This window comes from Pseudomonas cichorii (assembly GCF_019719005.1).
GTDB classification, from domain to species: Bacteria; Pseudomonadota; Gammaproteobacteria; order Pseudomonadales; family Pseudomonadaceae; genus Aquipseudomonas; species Aquipseudomonas cichorii_E.
The window spans coordinates 27,115-41,809 of sequence record NZ_JAIGPJ010000009.1 but is presented as its reverse complement, the minus strand read 5'-3'; the positions used below and the strand labels follow the sequence as shown (position 1 = coordinate 41,809).

Here is a 14,695-nt window from a genome sequence, read left to right as displayed (position 1 = left end):
TTACACAGGTGCTTACAAATGTTTCACGCGCTTACGATTATGCTGATTCTGTCCGAACAAACTTCAAGTTCGCTGTCTAAAACCGGGCGTCAATTAAGGCGCTGCCCCCCTGCGAGGAACCTGCCACGTGAAACCGATTCTGGCGCTGTTGTCCCTGCTGGCGTTGCCTGTCATGGCCGCCGAACCGACGCTGTATGGTCGCTATGAAAACATCAAGGTCGCCGAGATCGGCCAGACCTTCAAGGCCAAGATGGACACCGGAGCACTGACCGCATCGCTGTCGGCCAAGGACATCGAGTTGTTCCAGCGTGATGGCGAGGACTGGGTACGTTTCCGTCTGGCGACCAAGGATGCCGACAAGAAAGTCTACGAGCACAAGGTTTCCCGCATCAGCACGATCAAGGGCCGCGCCGAGGGCGATGACGACGATGAAGCCATCGATTCCGCCAAGCGCCCGGTCGTTGATCTTGAACTGTGCCTGGGCAACAAGAAGCGCACGGTCGAAGTGAATCTTGTGGACCGCAGCCACTTCAACTATCCATTGCTGATTGGTGCCAAGGCCCTGCGCGAGTTCGATGCCGCAGTAAACCCGGCGCGTCGCTATACCGCCGACCAGCCCGATTGCTGATTGACGTCACGGGCTGAAATGGCGAATCCTTGCGCCCTTACTTCAAGCGCCCGGATGCCATGCCGCATATTTTGATTGTCGAAGACGAGGCCGCGATAGCCGATACGCTGGTCTATGCGCTGCAAGGCGAGGGTTTCACCACGACCTGGCTGGGCCTCGGTCAGGCGGCGGTCGAGCATCAACGCCGCACACCGGCTGACCTGATCATTCTCGACATCGGCTTGCCGGACATCACCGGTTTCGAGGCCTGCAAGCAATTGCGGCGCTTCAGCGATGTGCCGGTCATGTTCCTCAGTGCCCGTGATGGCGAGATCGACCGGGTCGTGGGCCTGGAAATCGGCGCTGACGATTACGTGGTCAAGCCGTTCAGCCCCCGTGAAGTGGCGGCGCGGGTCAGGGCGATTCTCAAGCGCATGCTGCCCCGTGCGGCCACTGCGACAAGTAACGACAACGAGCTGTTTCAGATCGACCGCGAGCGGGTCCAGATCACTTATCGCGGCCAGCCCTTGAGCCTGACCCGACATGAATTTCGCTTATTGCAGTGCTTGCTGGAGCAGCCCGAGCGAGTGTTCAGCCGCGAACAGTTGCTCGATGCCATGGGCGTAGCGTGCGATGTCGGTTATGAGCGCAATATCGACAGCCACATCAAAAGCCTGCGCGCCAAATTGCGGCTTGTGGCCGCCGAGGCCGAGCCGATCCAGACGCATCGCGGCCTCGGTTACAGCTACAGCCCGAGCCATAGCTGATGTCCCTGAGTATCCGGATTTTCCTGGTCTATGCGGTGTTCATCGCCCTGACCGGTTACTTCGTGCTCAGCACGGTCATGAAAGAAGTGCGCCCCGGCGTGCGTCAGTCCACCGAAGAAACCCTGGTGGACACGGCCAACCTGCTGGCTGAAATCCTCCAGAGCGATGTCAGCCACGGCACCTTGAACCAGAGCCGTTTTCCCGATGCGCTCAAGGCTTATGGCCTGCGCCAGCCAGCCGCGAAAATCTGGGGTTTGCCCAAGACTCAGGTCAATAACCGCATCTACGTCACCGACGCCAAAGGCATCGTGCTGTTCGATTCCATCGGCGAAGCGACGGGTCAGGATTACTCGCGCTGGAACGACGTCTATCTGACCTTGCGCGGTGAATACGGTGCTCGCTCGACCCGCAGTGATCCTCAGGACACCAATTCGTCCGTGATGTATGTCGGTGCGCCGATTCGCGACAACGACACGATCATCGGCGTGGTTACCGTCTCCAAACCCAACAGTTCGTTACAGCCCTATGTGGACCGGGCCGAGCGTCGCCTGCTGTGGTACGGCTCTGGCCTGATTGTCTTGGGTTTGCTGCTGGGCGCACTGTTTTCCTGGTGGCTCAGCTCGGCATTGCGTCGCCTGACTGGCTACGCCCAGGCGGTCAGCGAAGGGCGTCGCGCCGAACTGCCGCATTATCGCGGTGGCGAGCTGGAGCAGTTGTCGGCAGCGGTGGAACACATGCGCACTCAACTGGAAGGCAAAGCCTATGTCGAGCGCTATGTGCATACCCTGACCCACGAACTGAAAAGCCCGCTGGCAGCGATTCGCGGTGCTGCCGAGTTATTGCAGGATGAAATGCCTGCCGAGCAGCGCCAGCGCTTCGTCAGCAATATCGATGGCGAAAGCGAGCGCATGCAGCAACTGATCGAACGCCTGCTGAACCTGGCCATGGTCGAGCAGCGTCAGGGGCTGGAAGAAAGAGTGGCTGTGCCTCTGGCCGAGCTGGTCGATGAACTGCTGGGTGAGCGTGGCGTTCGCACCGAGCGCCAGGATTTGCAGATCGAGCAATTGATCGACACCGACCTGTATCTGTCGGGCGAGCGCTTCCTGTTGCGTCAGGCACTGGCCAACCTGCTGGACAACGCCCTGGACTTCACCCCTAGCGGCGGGACCTTGCGTCTGGCGGCCGAACGGGTGGGTGAGCGAGTTCGCTTCACGCTCTTCAATACCGCCGCGCCCATTCCCGATTACGCCTTGCCGCGCCTCTGCGAGCGCTTCTACTCCTTGCCCCGCCCCCACAGCGGTCGCAAGAGCACCGGGCTGGGGCTCAACTTCGTCGAAGAAGTCGTGCAATTGCATGGCGGCGAACTGCAGGTGGGTAATGTCGAAGGCGGAGTGCGGGTGACCCTGTTGCTGTAATCGGCCTTTTTGCTGCTGACAACACACAATCTCCACACGCTCCCCATCATCGCTCCACATAGCGGCTCCAGACTTTCCCTATCGAAAACAGGGAGAGCTCCATGAACCGAAGTCTGGCCACAAAACTGGGAATGATCTCAGCGCTGATCATTCTGTTGTTGATTCCGTTGATGATGATCGGGAACCTGATTACGGACCGGCAGACACAACGCGATGCGGTGCTGGAGAATATCGCCAGCAGTTCAAGCCTCAGCCAGCAGTTGAGCGGGCCGGTCATGGCGGTGCCGTATCGCAAGGCGGTGCGGGTCTGGAAGACCAATGCGCAGACCAACGAGTCCTATCTGGAGCCTGCACAGGAAAAGGGCTACCTGTATTTTTTGCCGGAACGCTTCGAACTCGATGGCAAGGTCCAGACAGAGTTGCGTTCGCGGGGTATCTACGAAGCCCGTCTCTACCATGCCGACAATCACGTCAGTGGCCATTTTGTGCTGCCGGAGAACTTCGGGATCACCGAGAACCTGGCCGATTACGAGTTCGAGCGACCGTTTCTGGCCGTTGGCATCAGCGATGTGCGTGGCATAGAAAGCGCCATGAAACTGCAACTGGAAGGCCAGACGCTGGATTTCGTTCCTGGTACACGGCTGGGCTGGCTGGGCGAGGGTGTCAGCGTCAGCCTGCCGATGCAGGATGGCAGAGAGCAGGTCAGCCTGACGTTCGCTTTCGATCTGCGCCTGCAAGGCACCGGGCAATTCAAGGTGATCCCCGTGGGCAAATCCAGCGCGGTAAAACTGGCTGCCGACTGGCCGCATCCAAGCTTCATCGGCAACTACCTGCCGTCCCGCCGGGAGATTTCTGCAGAAGGTTTCAGTGCCAACTGGCAGACGTCGTTCTTCTCCACCAACCTGGAAGATGCTCTGAGCCGCTGCCAGCAGGCAAACAAGTGCCAGGAATTCAAAAGCCGCAGCTTCGGTGTCAGCTTTATCGAGCCTGTGGATCAATACCTCAAGAGTGATCGGGCGATCAAATATGCGCTGTTATTCATTGCCTTGACCTTTGCCGGCTTCTTTCTTTTCGAAGTGCTCAAGAGCATGGCAGTACACCCGATTCAATACGCTCTGGTGGGCGCGGCGCTGGCGTTGTTCTTCCTGTTGTTGCTTTCACTGTCCGAGCACATTGGGTTTGCAATTGCCTATCTGGTGTCGGCCGTGGCCTGCGTGTTGCTGATCGGCTTCTATGTCTGTTACGTGTTGGGCAGCGTGTTGCATGGTCTGGGTTTCGCCGCCGGGCTGACGGCCTTGTATGGCTTGCTCTACGGGCTGCTCAGCGCTGAAGACTACGCGTTGCTGATGGGCGCGCTGCTTTTGTTCGGTCTGTTGGGTGTGTTCATGGTCCTGACCCGCAAGCTCGACTGGTACGGTATCTCGGTGGGCAAGTCGGCGAAGGTTCAGGAGGTCGAGCATGAGTAACTGGCTCGGGTTGCGGGAAGAGCAGGTGCAGGCAAGGCAGTTGATAGACGGAATCAGGCGTCTGTTCGCCAACGCCGGTTCGGCCCGACGCTGTGCGTCAGGCGAACGGGCGGTCGATCACTCAAACGAACGGCTGGGTCGCCAGCATCGAGGGTCGCTGGCTGACGTCGGCGTACCAGTTGGCCAGTCGCGGGTAGCTGCTGCGCCAGCGCAGGTCCGGCTGACGGAAGTCCAGATAGCCAAGGGCGGCGGCCACGCTGATGGAGGCTACATCGAAGGATGAGCTGAGTTCGGTGATTGCATCCTGTTCGAAATAGCTCAGGGCGCGCTCGATCTTTTCCTGCTGATTATCGAGCCACTGGTCCCAGTGCTTTTCCTGGGGGCGCAGCGCGGTTTCGTAACGGATCAGCAGGGCGGCGTCCATCAGGGCATCGGCCAGGGAAGCCAGGGTCAGACGCCTCCAGCGCGCCGAGCCTTCACGAGGGATCAGCGGGTTGCCTACGTGCTGGTGGTCCAGATAGTCGAGGATCACCCGGCTGTCATGAATGATATTGCCGTCAGCCAGGCGCAAAGCCGGGATCTTGCCAGCGGGATTGTCATCATTGAGTTCGGCAGAAGGATTGACCGGTGTGAGCAGTGTCGTCTGCAACTGCACCCGGTCGAGCTGCCCGGTTTCATGCAGCAGGACAACCACCTTGCGGGCGAAAGGAGAGGCGGGGTTGGAATACAGCGTCATGGTCGGTGCTGACATGAATGTTCCTCGGCAGGTACAGATTCATAGATTAGTCAGCGGGTTGTCGGTCTGCAATCCGTTTTCCGCGAATCAATTCACTCCTACACCGCGGCGAAGGAGCGAATCCATTCGCGAAAAAGATCACCCCCGACGTTTCATCAAACCCCGAATACTCAACCCCGCTGCAATACCCATCCCGACCCAGGCCAGGGTATCCCACCAGCCATCTCCCAGCAGGGCCATGAACAAGCCCGCGCCTGTCAGCGCGCCAACCAGACCGGGCACGGCAAAGGTCGAGCCCTTTTTCATGGTTTCACCTGCGTTCGACGCCTTACCCACCATAGATAAAGCCCGCTGCCCAGCACGATGATGGTCAGTACATCCAGCACCGCCCACAGGATTTTCATCGGCATGCCGCCGTAGTCACCGAAATGCAGCGGTTGCGACATGCCCAGAGCATCCATGTACCAGGGCCGTCCGACGATGGCCGTGACTTTCAGGGTTTGCGCATCGATCAAGACCGGCGTCGCCAGGTGAGCCGTCAGGTGCGTATTGCCTTTGAGAAACACGGCGTAATGGTGCTCGCTGGAAAAGCGCGTGCCGGGGAAGGCGATGAAGTCCGGTTCCATGCCCGGCGCGGCGGCTTCGGCGATGTCCAGCAGGTTTGTGGCAGGCGCTCGCTGGAGCAGTGGCGGCGCATCGCGATATGGCTCGATCATGGTGGCCAGCGCGTCGTTGCGCCACGAGGCAATCAGCAGATCGGCGCAGGCACTGATCACTCCGGTCACACCCACCACCAGCGCCCAGGTCAGTGTGACGACGCCGATCAGGTTATGCAGGTCCAGCCAGCGGGTGCGGGTGGATTTGCTGGCGCGCACGGTGCCGAACTCAAGCTTGCGCATGAAGGGCGCATACAACACGGTCCCGGAAACAATCGCGACCACAAATAGCAGGCCCATGAACGCCAGCAACAGTTTGCCCGGCAGTTCGGCATACATGTCCACATGGAGGCGCAGCATGACCATCATGAAGCCGCCGTTTGCCGACGGCATTTCCTGAGCTTCACCGGTACGCGCATCCAGCGCGAAAGTGTGGGATGAGTTGGGCTCGGTGCCAGCTGTCGCCGCGGTGATCGCCATGACGCCATTGGGATCGTCTTCGTCCCAGCCGAAATATTGCAGCACTTCACCGGGGCGATGAGCCTCGGCGGCCTCAACCAACTGTTCAAGGTTCAGGCGTGGTGTGTCGGCGGGCATTTCCCGATAGTGCGGCGCATCGCCCAGCAGGTGATCGATCTCGTGATGAAAGATCAGTGGCAGGCCGGTTATTGCCAGCATCAGCAGGAACAGCGTGCAGATCAGGCTGCTCCAGGTATGGACGATGGACCAGCGGCGCACGGTTTGGCTTTTCATTGAATGTTCCAAAAGCAAAAAGCCCTCTGACGATCAGAGGGCTTTTGGTACAGGTGTTAAATCACCACTTGTAATTGACGCTGGCGACGACGTTGCGCTGATCGCCGTAGTAGCACCAGAAACCATCGCAGGTAGCCAGGTAATCCTTGTTGAAAATGTTCTTGGCATCCACTGCCACCGAAGCGCCTTTAAGGCTGCTGGCCAGACGGCCCAGATCGTAATGCACCGAGGCATCGTACACGGTGTAGGAGCCTACATGGCCTAGAGCGGTGTTGCTCTGGTTGCCGTAAGTGTCACCGACATAACGCACGCCTGCACCGACACCGAAGCCGTCGAGTGTGCCGTTGTGCCAGGTGTAGTCAGCCCAGGCGGTGGCTTGGTTGCGCGGAACTTGCGGGACGCGGCTGCCTTTGTCGTCGCCCTTGAGGATTTCGCTGTCGGTGTAGGTGTAGGAGCTGATCAGTTTCAGGTTGTCAGTCACGTCCGAAGTGGCTTCAAGCTCCAGGCCACGGACCTTGATCTCGCCAATCTGGCTGGTGATGCTGTTTTCAGTGATCGACACGTTCTTCTGGTGCAGATCGAACACTGCCGCAGTCAGCAGGGTCTTGGAACCGACCGGCTGGTACTTCAGGCCGGCTTCGTACTGACGGCCCTCGGTCGGCTTGAACGATTCAGTCGCACTGACGCCTGCGCCGGAGGCTGGCTGGAATGACTCGGTATAGGAAATGTACGGCGTGAAGCCGTTATCGAAGACATAGCTCAAGCCAGCGTTGGCGCTGAAGTTGCTGTCGCGCTGGGTGCTGGTCACGTCGTTGTTGTTATAGAACTTCGTGCCGGTATGAATCCAGTCTTCACGTCCGCCCAGGGTCAGGCGCCACTTGTCCAGAGAGATCTGGTCCTGTGCATAGAGGCCGGTCTGCTGGGTTTTCTGGTTGTAGTCGTACAGTGACGAGTAGAGCACGTTGGAGAAGTCAGCGCCGTACACCGGACGATTGACGTTGGTGCCCGGCACGTTGCCAAAGCCATACAGCCACTGGTAATTGGTATTGGAGCGCTGATGGTCCAGGCCCAGCAAGACGGTGTGGCTCAAGGCACCGGTCTGGAAGTCGGCCTGGAAGTTGTTGTCCACGGCAAACTGGCTGATGTCTTCGTTGACCACGCCTGTGGTGCGCCCGATGTTGCCGTCCGCATCGACGGCGGTCGGACCATTGTTGACGCTCAGGGCCTGGAACGACAGATCGCTCTTGGTGTAGCGCAGGTTCTGGCGGAACTGCCAGACATCGTTCAGGCGATGATCGAATGCGTAGCCCAGTGCGTAATAGGTGCGGTCGTAGAATTCCCAGTCCGGATCACCCAGGTTCTTGTGATGGGAAATCCTGCCGGCCGCCGAATCCAGCTTTGTACCCTGCAAGGGCAGGAACTGACCGGTAATCCCGGTATCGTCGCGGGTGTACTGTGAGATGAATGTCAGGTGTGTGTCGTCATCGATATTCCAGGTCACGCTGGGCGCAATGTTGTAGCGCTTGTCCGGGATGTGGTCGATGGCCGAGCCGCTGTCACGCACGACACCGCTGACGCGATACAGAAACTGGCCATCCTCGTCGATCTTGCCGGTGCTGTCGAAATTGATCTGCTTGTGTTCGTTATTGCCGACCTGCAGGCCGACTTCGTTGCTGCTTTCGGCCTGCGGGCGACGGCTGACCATGTCGAGCATGCCGCCTGGAGGTGTCTGGCCGTAGACCGAGGACGACGGGCCGCGCAGGACCGCGATGCGCTCAAGGTTCCATGGCTCGGGCTTGGGGTTGGCATAGGAGCCGACCGGCATGGGCAGGCCGTCGAGGAACTGGGTCGGGACAAAGCCGCGAATCCGCAGCCAGTCATTGCGCGAGTCGGAGCCATAACCGCTGCTGACGACGCCAGCGGTATAGCGCAAGGCATCATTGAGGTTGAGTACGGAGCGATCATCCATCTGCTGGCGGGTCACGACCGAGATCGAGCGCGGCGCTTCCACGATAGGCGTATCGGTCTTGCTGCCAGCCGCCGTGCGGGTCGCGGTATAACCCGTGACAGGGCCCCATGCGGTTTCATTGTCACCCTGCGAGCCCTGAATGGTGGTTTCCGGCAAGGCCAGCGTCCCTTCCGGTGCGGCTTCCAGGCTGTAAGTGCCTGCGCTGCTCTGCACCAGTTGCAGACCTGTGCCACGCAAGGCCTGACGCATGGCCGCAGTGGCCTCGAACTGACCTTGCACCGGTGCTGACGTGCGACCGCTGACCAGCGATGGGTTGATTGCCAGGGCCAGGCCTGCCTGACTGGCAATCTGATTCAGCGTGGTGGACAGCGCGGCGGCGGGCAGGTTGTAGGCGCGAACGCTTGAAGCCTGTTCGGCGGCAATCGGCGCGGTGCTCACCAGCGGTGCGCCGAGGGCGATTGCCAATGCCAGCAGGCTGGGACGCATAAGGGTTTCAAGCGGGCGAGACATACAAGGCTCCAGGGCAAACGGTATCTATTGCCTATCTGCCGCACGAGTCTGAAAAAGTGACAGGGCTGCTGGTGAAAATATTCCGGGCTCAGGGTTTTTCGGGCGATGAGCCGTCGTTTTGCCCGGTCCGTGCCTGGACTTTCACCCACCATGGCGTGTGCTGTTCGATCTGCACCGGCAAGGTCGGCATCAAGGCCTTGAGGGCCAGATCGGTATTGCCCAGCGGGAAGCTGCCGGTAATCCGCAGGTCTGCGACCTGAGGTGACACACCCAGATAACCGACCCGGTAGCGGCTCAGTTCGTCAAGCATGTCGCCCAGGCGGGCGTTGTCCATCACCAGCATGCCGCGGGTCCAGGCATCGGCGCCTGAAGGCAGGCTCAGTAGAGGGCCGAGCCCGTTGGCCGTCAGCAGGACTTGTTGGCCCTCGCGCAAAACCTGCTCGTTGCCGTTGTCACGAGGGTTGGCCGCAACCGCTGATTGCAGCACGCTCAGGCGCGTGCCATCGGTTTCGCGCCTGACGAGGAAGCGAGTGCCCAGAGCGCGCATCTTGCCGTCGCTGGTTTCGACGATGAAAGGACGTGGATCGTCATGGTTGCCGGTTTCCACCAGTATTTCGCCATCCTGCAGCACGACCCGACGCTGTTTCGCGTCATAGTGAACATCGATTGCGCTGTGGGTATTGAGACGAATCAGGGTGTTGTCCGCCAGACGAATGTCCCGTTGTTCGCCGGTGGCGGTGCGCTGATCGGCGAGCCAGTAATCCAGCGGCAGGTAGCGCTCGCTCATGAACAACGCCAGCCCACAGCTCAGCAATACTCCGGCCAGCCCTCCGCCCAATTTGCGTACGCGACGGCGAAGGGTGCCGGGTGATTGTTGCAAGGCCTTGCGTGCGGGACCTGCGGGAATGGCGAAGCGCTGGTTGAGCATGCCCAACTGCTTCCAGGCCCTTGCATGCTCTTCATTGGCGGTCAGCCATTTGCTGAACTCGTCCTGCTCGATCCCGTCGCCGGAGTCCAGGCACAGTTGCCACGCAATGGCGGCGTCCAGCACTTGCGAGGAAACGGGTCTGGAACCTGCGAATTTCATGTCGGCTCGCCGTAAAGGGCGATGTAGCACTGGCGCATGGCCTGGGCCAGGTATTGCCGCACCCGTGAAACCGAAACGCCCAGCCGCTCGGCGATTTCGCCATGGCTCAGGCCGTCCAGCCGGTTATACAGAAACGCCGCCCGGGCTTTGCTCGACAGCTTGCCCAGCATCCGGTCGATGGCCTTGAGGTCTTCAAGGATCAGTAGTTGATCCTGCGGGGAAGGGTGTTCGGCTTCCGGGATCAGCATCAGCTCGTTGAGATAAGCCTGTTCCAGCGCTGCGCGGCGGAAATAATCGAACAACAGGCCTTTGGCGACGGCGGCCAGAAACGCACGGGGTTCATTCGGGGCTTTGAGTTCGTCACGCCCGAGCAGGCGTACGAAAGTGTCCTGACTCAGGTCTTCGGCCCGCTGCGGGCAGGCCACATTGCGTCGAAGCCAGGCCAGCAGCCAGCTGCGGTGGTCGCGATACAACACGCCAACGATCTCGTTATGAGTGCTTGGGGCTGACGACACGAATGGCCTCGAATGGAAATGTGTTAAATAACGAGAACGATTCGCGATTCTGTCAGAGCGCGTGGATGCTGGCAATTGACGCTTATCGGAATGAGCGGTTCGCGAATGAGTTCACACCACCCCTGTAGCGAATTCATTCGCGAAATCAGTCAGCGCTTGTTACCGACCGGTGCCAGCAACAGCTCGATACGGTGCTTGCGAATACTATCGGCCGCAGCTTCTGCCAGCGCGGCATCGGTGATGATGGTGTCGAACTGTTCAAGGGCCGAAACCTTGTACATGCCGAAGGTGCCGTATTTTGAGCTGGTGGCGATCAGCACGGTCTGTGATGCCGACTGCATGGCCGCCTGTTTGACTTCGACTTTCAGCGCCGAAGGTGTGGTGGTGCCCCGTTGCAGGTCCCATGAGCTGGTGGACAGGAACGCCACATCCGTGGCCAGTTGGCGCAATGTCGCTGCAGCCAGGCCGCCCACGCTGGAGCGGTTGGGGTGGTCGAGCAGGCCGCCGGTATGGATGACATCCACATGAGCGGCATCGGCCAGGGCGTTGACGATGCCGAAGTCATTGGTGACCACGGTCATGCCGGACAGCGCCACGATATGCGGCACGATCTCCAGGGTGCTGGTGCCGGCGTCCAGATAAATGGTCATGTCCGGATGCAGCAACCCGGCTGCCAGCCTGGCCATGCCTTGCTTGTGGGGCAACTCCACGACAGCCTTGGATTGATGGCTGGGTTCGCTGTGGACCTGGCTGGCGATACGCACGCCACCGGTCACCGAATAGGCGCGTCCTTCCTGTTCCAGTACGGCGATATCGCGGCGGATGGTCATGTGCGAGCAATCGAACATCTCCATCAGCTGGTGAACGCTGAGTACCTGGTGCTTGCGCAATTGACGAAGCATCAGCTCGCGGCGCTGATCGGGGATCATCGGTGTACCGCCAACGATGGCGATATCCTCTTCGGTGGACATTCCTACTCCTGTGCATCCATGACCCGCCAGCGGCAAGCGGCGGTCGTGGCATCTTAGCCAATCGCAGCAGCTCTCTCTATGGCAACCTGCCGAATACACTATCCTCGGCGTCATGCCCTCAGGTGCGGAAAATTGTTTCAAGGAGAGAAAGAGTGCTGGCAACTGCTCTGGTGTTGATGGCAGCGGTGCTGCATGCAATATGGAACACCCTCGTCAAATTCAGTGTCGAACGGCTGCTGGTGATTGCCAGCATGGATGCCGTGGCGCTGCTCTGTGCAGTTTTGGCGCTGGGGTTTGTCACGGCACCTGAGCCATCTGTCTGGCCATGGCTGGTGGCTTCGGCGCTTTTCGAGCTGCTTTATCGCTATCTACTGATCAAGGCTTATCGGGTCGGTGACCTCGGGCTGGTCTATCCGCTGATGCGCGGGCTTTCGCCGTTGGTGGTGCTGGGGCTGACTCTGGTGTTTGCGGGCGAGCAATTGAGTGGGCAGCAGATTTTCGGGATCTTGCTGATTCCTCTGGGCATGGTCTGTCTGCTTTGGCAGGGTGGCGGCGGTGCTCGTCTGCCGTGGTCGATGTTGCCTGTGGTGGGCATGATTGGCGTATGCATCGGTAGCTACACTTGGATCGACGGGCAAGCCATCCGGCTTGGGGCGCATCCGCTGGACTATCTGGTCTGGCTGACGCTGATCAGCGCCTGGCCTTTTCCGTTACTTGCGGTCTGTCACAAGCGCCCGGTCTTCATGTTGTTCTGGCGTGAGCAGTGGCAGTTGGGCCTGAGTGTCGGGCTGTGTGTCCTGTTCAGCTATGCGCTGGTGCTTTGGGCCATGCAATTGGGATCGGTTGCCGAGGCTGCTGCATTGCGCGAGGTCAGCGTGGTGCTGGTGGTGTTGTTCGGTATGCGTTATCTGAAAGAGCCTTTTGGCCGCCCTCGGCTATTGGCTTGCGGGCTGGTGTTGTTCGGCATGTTTCTAATGAAGTTCAAGCTATAGGAAATGGTTATGACAGTTGCATTCTGGTGCGTGTTGGTTGCGATTCTTTTGCCGATCGTCTGTTCGGCCATCGCCAAATACGGGAGTGGCAAATTCACGTCCCGGCATAACCGTGACCCGCGAAACTTTCTCGATCATCTGGAGGGCTTTCCCAAGCGTGCTCATGCGGCGCAATTGAACAGCTATGAAATCACCCCGGCGTTCGCGGCTGCCGTGATCATTGCTCATATCGCGGGTAATGCGCAGTTGGTCACTATCGATGTGCTGGCTGTTCTATTCATTACCAGTCGCTTGCTCTACATCATCTTCTACCTTGCCGATCTGGCTACCATGCGTTCCATCGTCTGGCTGATCGGGTTGGGGCTTGTGGTCGGATTGTTTGGTGCTTCCGCCTTCCCGGCTGCCTGAGGTCACCGTTACCTGTTTGATGTATCGAGCATTGATTTGAAAAGACTGTGTGCTGTCCTGTTGTCCTGTCTGGCATTGAGCGCCTGCGGCGGTGTCGACCCCGATTCACCGTTGGGGCAGCGCAAGACGATCTTCAAGGAAATGCTCAAGACCAGCGAGGATCTGGGCGGCATGTTGCGCGGGCGCATTGCTTTCGATGGCCAGCGTTTCAGCGATGGGGCCATCCGGCTTGACAGCCTGGCCCATGACCCCTGGAAGCATTTTCCGCAGGTCAAGGAAGCCGACCGGACCAGCGCAACGGATGCGGTCTGGCAGCAACAGGCACGCTTTCAGGAAATGGCCCGCTCGCTTGAGGCGGCGACAGGTGAACTGGTGACGGTGTCTGAAGCCAGGCCGTTTTCAGCCAGCAACCTGACACCGGCGGTCGACAAGGTCGAGGCCGCGTGCCAGGCGTGTCATCGGGAGTTCAGGAATCATTGAAGCCCTGTTGGAACGGATTCATTCGTTCCTACTGGACTTTTTCCAGCTCGGTCTGGGCTTCCTGCAATTGCTTGCGCGACTCGGCGAGCTTGTCTTTGCGCTTGTCGATTTTCTCCGGGTCGCCCTTGGCCATGGCCTTGTTCAGGTCGTTCTGGCGGCGGCTCACTTCGCGCTTGGCATCCAGCACGTTCTGTTCCCGCTGCTTGAGCAATGATGTTTCGGTGCAGTTGGCGTTGACCTCGCTCAGGGCTTTTTCCAGGCCTGCCTGCTCACGTTTATTGCCATCGGCCTTGGCTTCCTGAATCTTGCTGCTGATCTCCTGGCTCTTGACCAGACACTCCGATGGAGGCGGGGCCTGTTCGGCGGCGAGTAACGAGGGCGCTGACAGCGTGAAGCTGCCGAGCAGAATCAGTGTGGAAAGAAACTTCATGTGAACTCCTTGAAAAACCATAACGTCCGGGTACGCGGGCGATGAAAAAACGATATTAAAAACCTGCGATACCTTGCTCCCGTAGCTGCTCGCGCAATGCCTGCACCTGCGGGTCCTGAAAAAACTCCCAGAGTCGTGCCGCCCTTCCTGGACCTATACCGGGTACGCTTTGCCACTGTTCGACACTTCTTGCTGCCAGTTCGGGCCATTCCATGCCAAGACTTATCCCGCCTGCCGGAGGCAGACCGATAGCTACCAGCCAAGTGTGAAACGACCTTTCACGAGCCATTTGCAGGCTGTCGAACAGTTTAGTGCTGCTGCGTTCTGCAAAACCCGGAATTTTAGCAAGCTGCGCACGATCCAGGGTCATCCAGTCGAGCAGACCGTTGATTTGGCCGGCTTCGATCAGTCTGTCCCAGGTTCCCGGTCCAACTCCCGGTAATGCCAGCCCCTTCTTGCTGCTGAGCCATACGAGTCTTGCCCGGAACTGACTTTCACATCCAGGTGTCGGCTGCCAGCAACTCAGACCATGAAAATCGCTTTGTTGTGGAACCGACAGCACAATTCTTTCGCTATTGCGTGAAACCACCTTGTCCAGGCGTGGAATGGTAAGGCCTGCAAGGCTCAGGGAAACCTGATCGCCGGGTCGGATATCCAGCGTTTGCCAGCGTTGCAGTGAACCGACGCTGAGCCTGCTGATGGTCCGGTCATCCAGTCGCACAGGGTTTAGCTCCAGCACCGGTGTGATCCTGCCACTGCGTCCGATAGTGAAGTTGACCTTGCGTACTTCTGCCAGCACCTGGGCGTAGGGGTATTTCCAGGCCGCGATCCAGTAGGGTGCCTTGGCCTGCCAGCGTTGTGCCGGTGGTAGCCCCCCCCGCCGCCGGCGCGCCGCGGGTATGGGGGACGGACGGGCGGGGCGGCGCCACAGGT

At 59.4% G+C, this 14,695-nt stretch carries 16 protein-coding genes; 7 read left to right on the top strand and 9 right to left on the bottom strand.

The genetic code is table 11. From position 1 onward, the window contains the following. Positions 1–127: 127 nt before the first annotated feature. The 4 genes from K5D32_RS09365 to creD all read left to right on the top strand — a co-directional run bounded on the left by K5D32_RS09365 (position 128) and on the right by creD (position 4,255). Complete coding sequence (locus K5D32_RS09365; protein ID WP_221577056.1) at positions 128–628, top strand: ATP-dependent zinc protease; 501 nt, start codon at positions 128–130, stop codon at positions 626–628. 59 nt (positions 629–687) lie between these two features. Further along, positions 688–1,374 carry a two-component system response regulator CreB gene (gene creB, locus K5D32_RS09360; protein WP_221599998.1) on the top strand — a complete coding sequence of 229 codons (687 nt, stop codon included), beginning with the start codon at positions 688–690 and terminating at the stop codon, positions 1,372–1,374. Then, positions 1,374–2,789 (top strand): two-component system sensor histidine kinase CreC, encoded by a 1,416-nt coding sequence (gene creC / locus K5D32_RS09355; protein ID WP_221599996.1) that lies wholly within the window; start codon positions 1,374–1,376, stop codon positions 2,787–2,789. Before creB ends, creC begins: the two co-directional genes overlap by 1 nt. Positions 2,790–2,890: 101 nt before the next feature. Beyond that, positions 2,891–4,255 carry a cell envelope integrity protein CreD gene (creD, locus tag K5D32_RS09350; protein WP_221599994.1) on the top strand — a complete coding sequence of 455 codons (1,365 nt, stop codon included), beginning with the start codon at positions 2,891–2,893 and terminating at the stop codon, positions 4,253–4,255. A 121-nt stretch (positions 4,256–4,376) separates the two neighbouring features. On the opposite strand, the gene K5D32_RS09345 is transcribed toward creD, so the two are convergent. The 7 genes from K5D32_RS09345 to K5D32_RS09315 form a co-directional block, all read right to left on the bottom strand. After that, positions 4,377–5,006 carry a glutathione S-transferase family protein gene (locus K5D32_RS09345; RefSeq protein WP_198724271.1) on the bottom strand — a complete coding sequence of 210 codons (630 nt, stop codon included), beginning with the start codon at positions 5,004–5,006 and terminating at the stop codon, positions 4,377–4,379. Positions 5,007–5,129: 123 nt separating this feature from the next. Continuing rightward, on the bottom strand, positions 5,130–5,297 hold the full coding sequence (locus K5D32_RS09340; protein ID WP_038399736.1) for a hypothetical protein: 168 nt from the start codon (positions 5,295–5,297) through the stop codon (positions 5,130–5,132). Beyond that, the gene (locus K5D32_RS09335; protein WP_221577051.1) at positions 5,294–6,400 is read right to left on the bottom strand and encodes a PepSY domain-containing protein; all 1,107 of its coding nucleotides are present in this window, start codon (positions 6,398–6,400) and stop codon (positions 5,294–5,296) included. Before K5D32_RS09335 ends, K5D32_RS09340 begins: the two co-directional genes overlap by 4 nt. A gap of 61 nt (positions 6,401–6,461) precedes the next feature. Continuing rightward, complete coding sequence (locus tag K5D32_RS09330) at positions 6,462–8,879, bottom strand: TonB-dependent siderophore receptor (RefSeq protein WP_221599992.1); 2,418 nt, start codon at positions 8,877–8,879, stop codon at positions 6,462–6,464. An 88-nt stretch (positions 8,880–8,967) separates the two neighbouring features. Further along, positions 8,968–9,966 carry a FecR domain-containing protein gene (locus tag K5D32_RS09325; RefSeq protein WP_221599990.1) on the bottom strand — a complete coding sequence of 333 codons (999 nt, stop codon included), beginning with the start codon at positions 9,964–9,966 and terminating at the stop codon, positions 8,968–8,970. Then, on the bottom strand, positions 9,963–10,481 hold the full coding sequence (locus tag K5D32_RS09320) for an RNA polymerase sigma factor (RefSeq protein WP_221577048.1): 519 nt from the start codon (positions 10,479–10,481) through the stop codon (positions 9,963–9,965). The genes K5D32_RS09325 and K5D32_RS09320 overlap by 4 nt, the downstream gene beginning before the upstream one ends. 149 nt (positions 10,482–10,630) lie before the next feature. Further along, positions 10,631–11,452 carry a DeoR/GlpR family DNA-binding transcription regulator gene (locus K5D32_RS09315; RefSeq protein WP_221593190.1) on the bottom strand — a complete coding sequence of 274 codons (822 nt, stop codon included), beginning with the start codon at positions 11,450–11,452 and terminating at the stop codon, positions 10,631–10,633. A 152-nt stretch (positions 11,453–11,604) separates the two neighbouring features. Here K5D32_RS09315 and K5D32_RS09310 point away from each other — a divergent pair, with 152 nt between their 5' ends. Genes K5D32_RS09310 through K5D32_RS09300 form a run of 3 tightly spaced genes read left to right on the top strand, consistent with a single transcriptional unit; the run spans position 11,605 to position 13,332 of the window. Further along, the gene (locus tag K5D32_RS09310; RefSeq protein WP_221577046.1) at positions 11,605–12,444 is read left to right on the top strand and encodes a DMT family transporter; all 840 of its coding nucleotides are present in this window, start codon (positions 11,605–11,607) and stop codon (positions 12,442–12,444) included. A 9-nt stretch (positions 12,445–12,453) separates the two neighbouring features. After that, positions 12,454–12,852 (top strand): MAPEG family protein, encoded by a 399-nt coding sequence (locus K5D32_RS09305; RefSeq protein ID WP_221577045.1) that lies wholly within the window; start codon positions 12,454–12,456, stop codon positions 12,850–12,852. Between the two features lie 30 nt (positions 12,853–12,882). Then, positions 12,883–13,332, top strand: coding sequence for a cytochrome c (locus K5D32_RS09300; protein WP_221577156.1), 450 nt, complete (start codon positions 12,883–12,885; stop codon positions 13,330–13,332). A gap of 28 nt (positions 13,333–13,360) precedes the next feature. Here K5D32_RS09300 and K5D32_RS09295 read toward each other — a convergent pair whose 3' ends face one another. Both K5D32_RS09295 and K5D32_RS25935 read right to left on the bottom strand, forming a co-directional pair. Then, positions 13,361–13,762 (bottom strand): DUF1090 domain-containing protein, encoded by a 402-nt coding sequence (locus K5D32_RS09295; protein ID WP_038399737.1) that lies wholly within the window; start codon positions 13,760–13,762, stop codon positions 13,361–13,363. Positions 13,763–13,817: 55 nt separating this feature from the next. After that, positions 13,818–14,695: helix-hairpin-helix domain-containing protein (locus K5D32_RS25935; RefSeq protein WP_260407326.1), on the bottom strand; the 878-nt coding region annotated here is incomplete at its 5' end.

What these genes read in the sequence shown, in the direction of transcription:
- creB (WP_221599998.1), top strand. Translation starts at nt 688, where the DNA reads ATGCCGCATATTTTGATTGTCGAAGACGAGGCCGCGATAGCCGATACG.
- creC (WP_221599996.1), top strand. Translation starts at nt 1,374, where the DNA reads ATGTCCCTGAGTATCCGGATTTTCCTGGTCTATGCGGTGTTCATCGCC.
- creD (WP_221599994.1), top strand. Translation starts at nt 2,891, where the DNA reads ATGAACCGAAGTCTGGCCACAAAACTGGGAATGATCTCAGCGCTGATC.
- K5D32_RS09345 (WP_198724271.1), bottom strand. Translation starts at nt 5,006, where the DNA reads ATGTCAGCACCGACCATGACGCTGTATTCCAACCCCGCCTCTCCTTTC.
- K5D32_RS09340 (WP_038399736.1), bottom strand. Translation starts at nt 5,297, where the DNA reads ATGAAAAAGGGCTCGACCTTTGCCGTGCCCGGTCTGGTTGGCGCGCTG.
- K5D32_RS09335 (WP_221577051.1), bottom strand. Translation starts at nt 6,400, where the DNA reads ATGAAAAGCCAAACCGTGCGCCGCTGGTCCATCGTCCATACCTGGAGC.
- K5D32_RS09330 (WP_221599992.1), bottom strand. Translation starts at nt 8,879, where the DNA reads ATGTCTCGCCCGCTTGAAACCCTTATGCGTCCCAGCCTGCTGGCATTG.
- K5D32_RS09325 (WP_221599990.1), bottom strand. Translation starts at nt 9,966, where the DNA reads ATGAAATTCGCAGGTTCCAGACCCGTTTCCTCGCAAGTGCTGGACGCC.
- K5D32_RS09315 (WP_221593190.1), bottom strand. Translation starts at nt 11,452, where the DNA reads ATGTCCACCGAAGAGGATATCGCCATCGTTGGCGGTACACCGATGATC.
- K5D32_RS09305 (WP_221577045.1), top strand. Translation starts at nt 12,454, where the DNA reads ATGACAGTTGCATTCTGGTGCGTGTTGGTTGCGATTCTTTTGCCGATC.
- K5D32_RS09295 (WP_038399737.1), bottom strand. Translation starts at nt 13,762, where the DNA reads ATGAAGTTTCTTTCCACACTGATTCTGCTCGGCAGCTTCACGCTGTCA.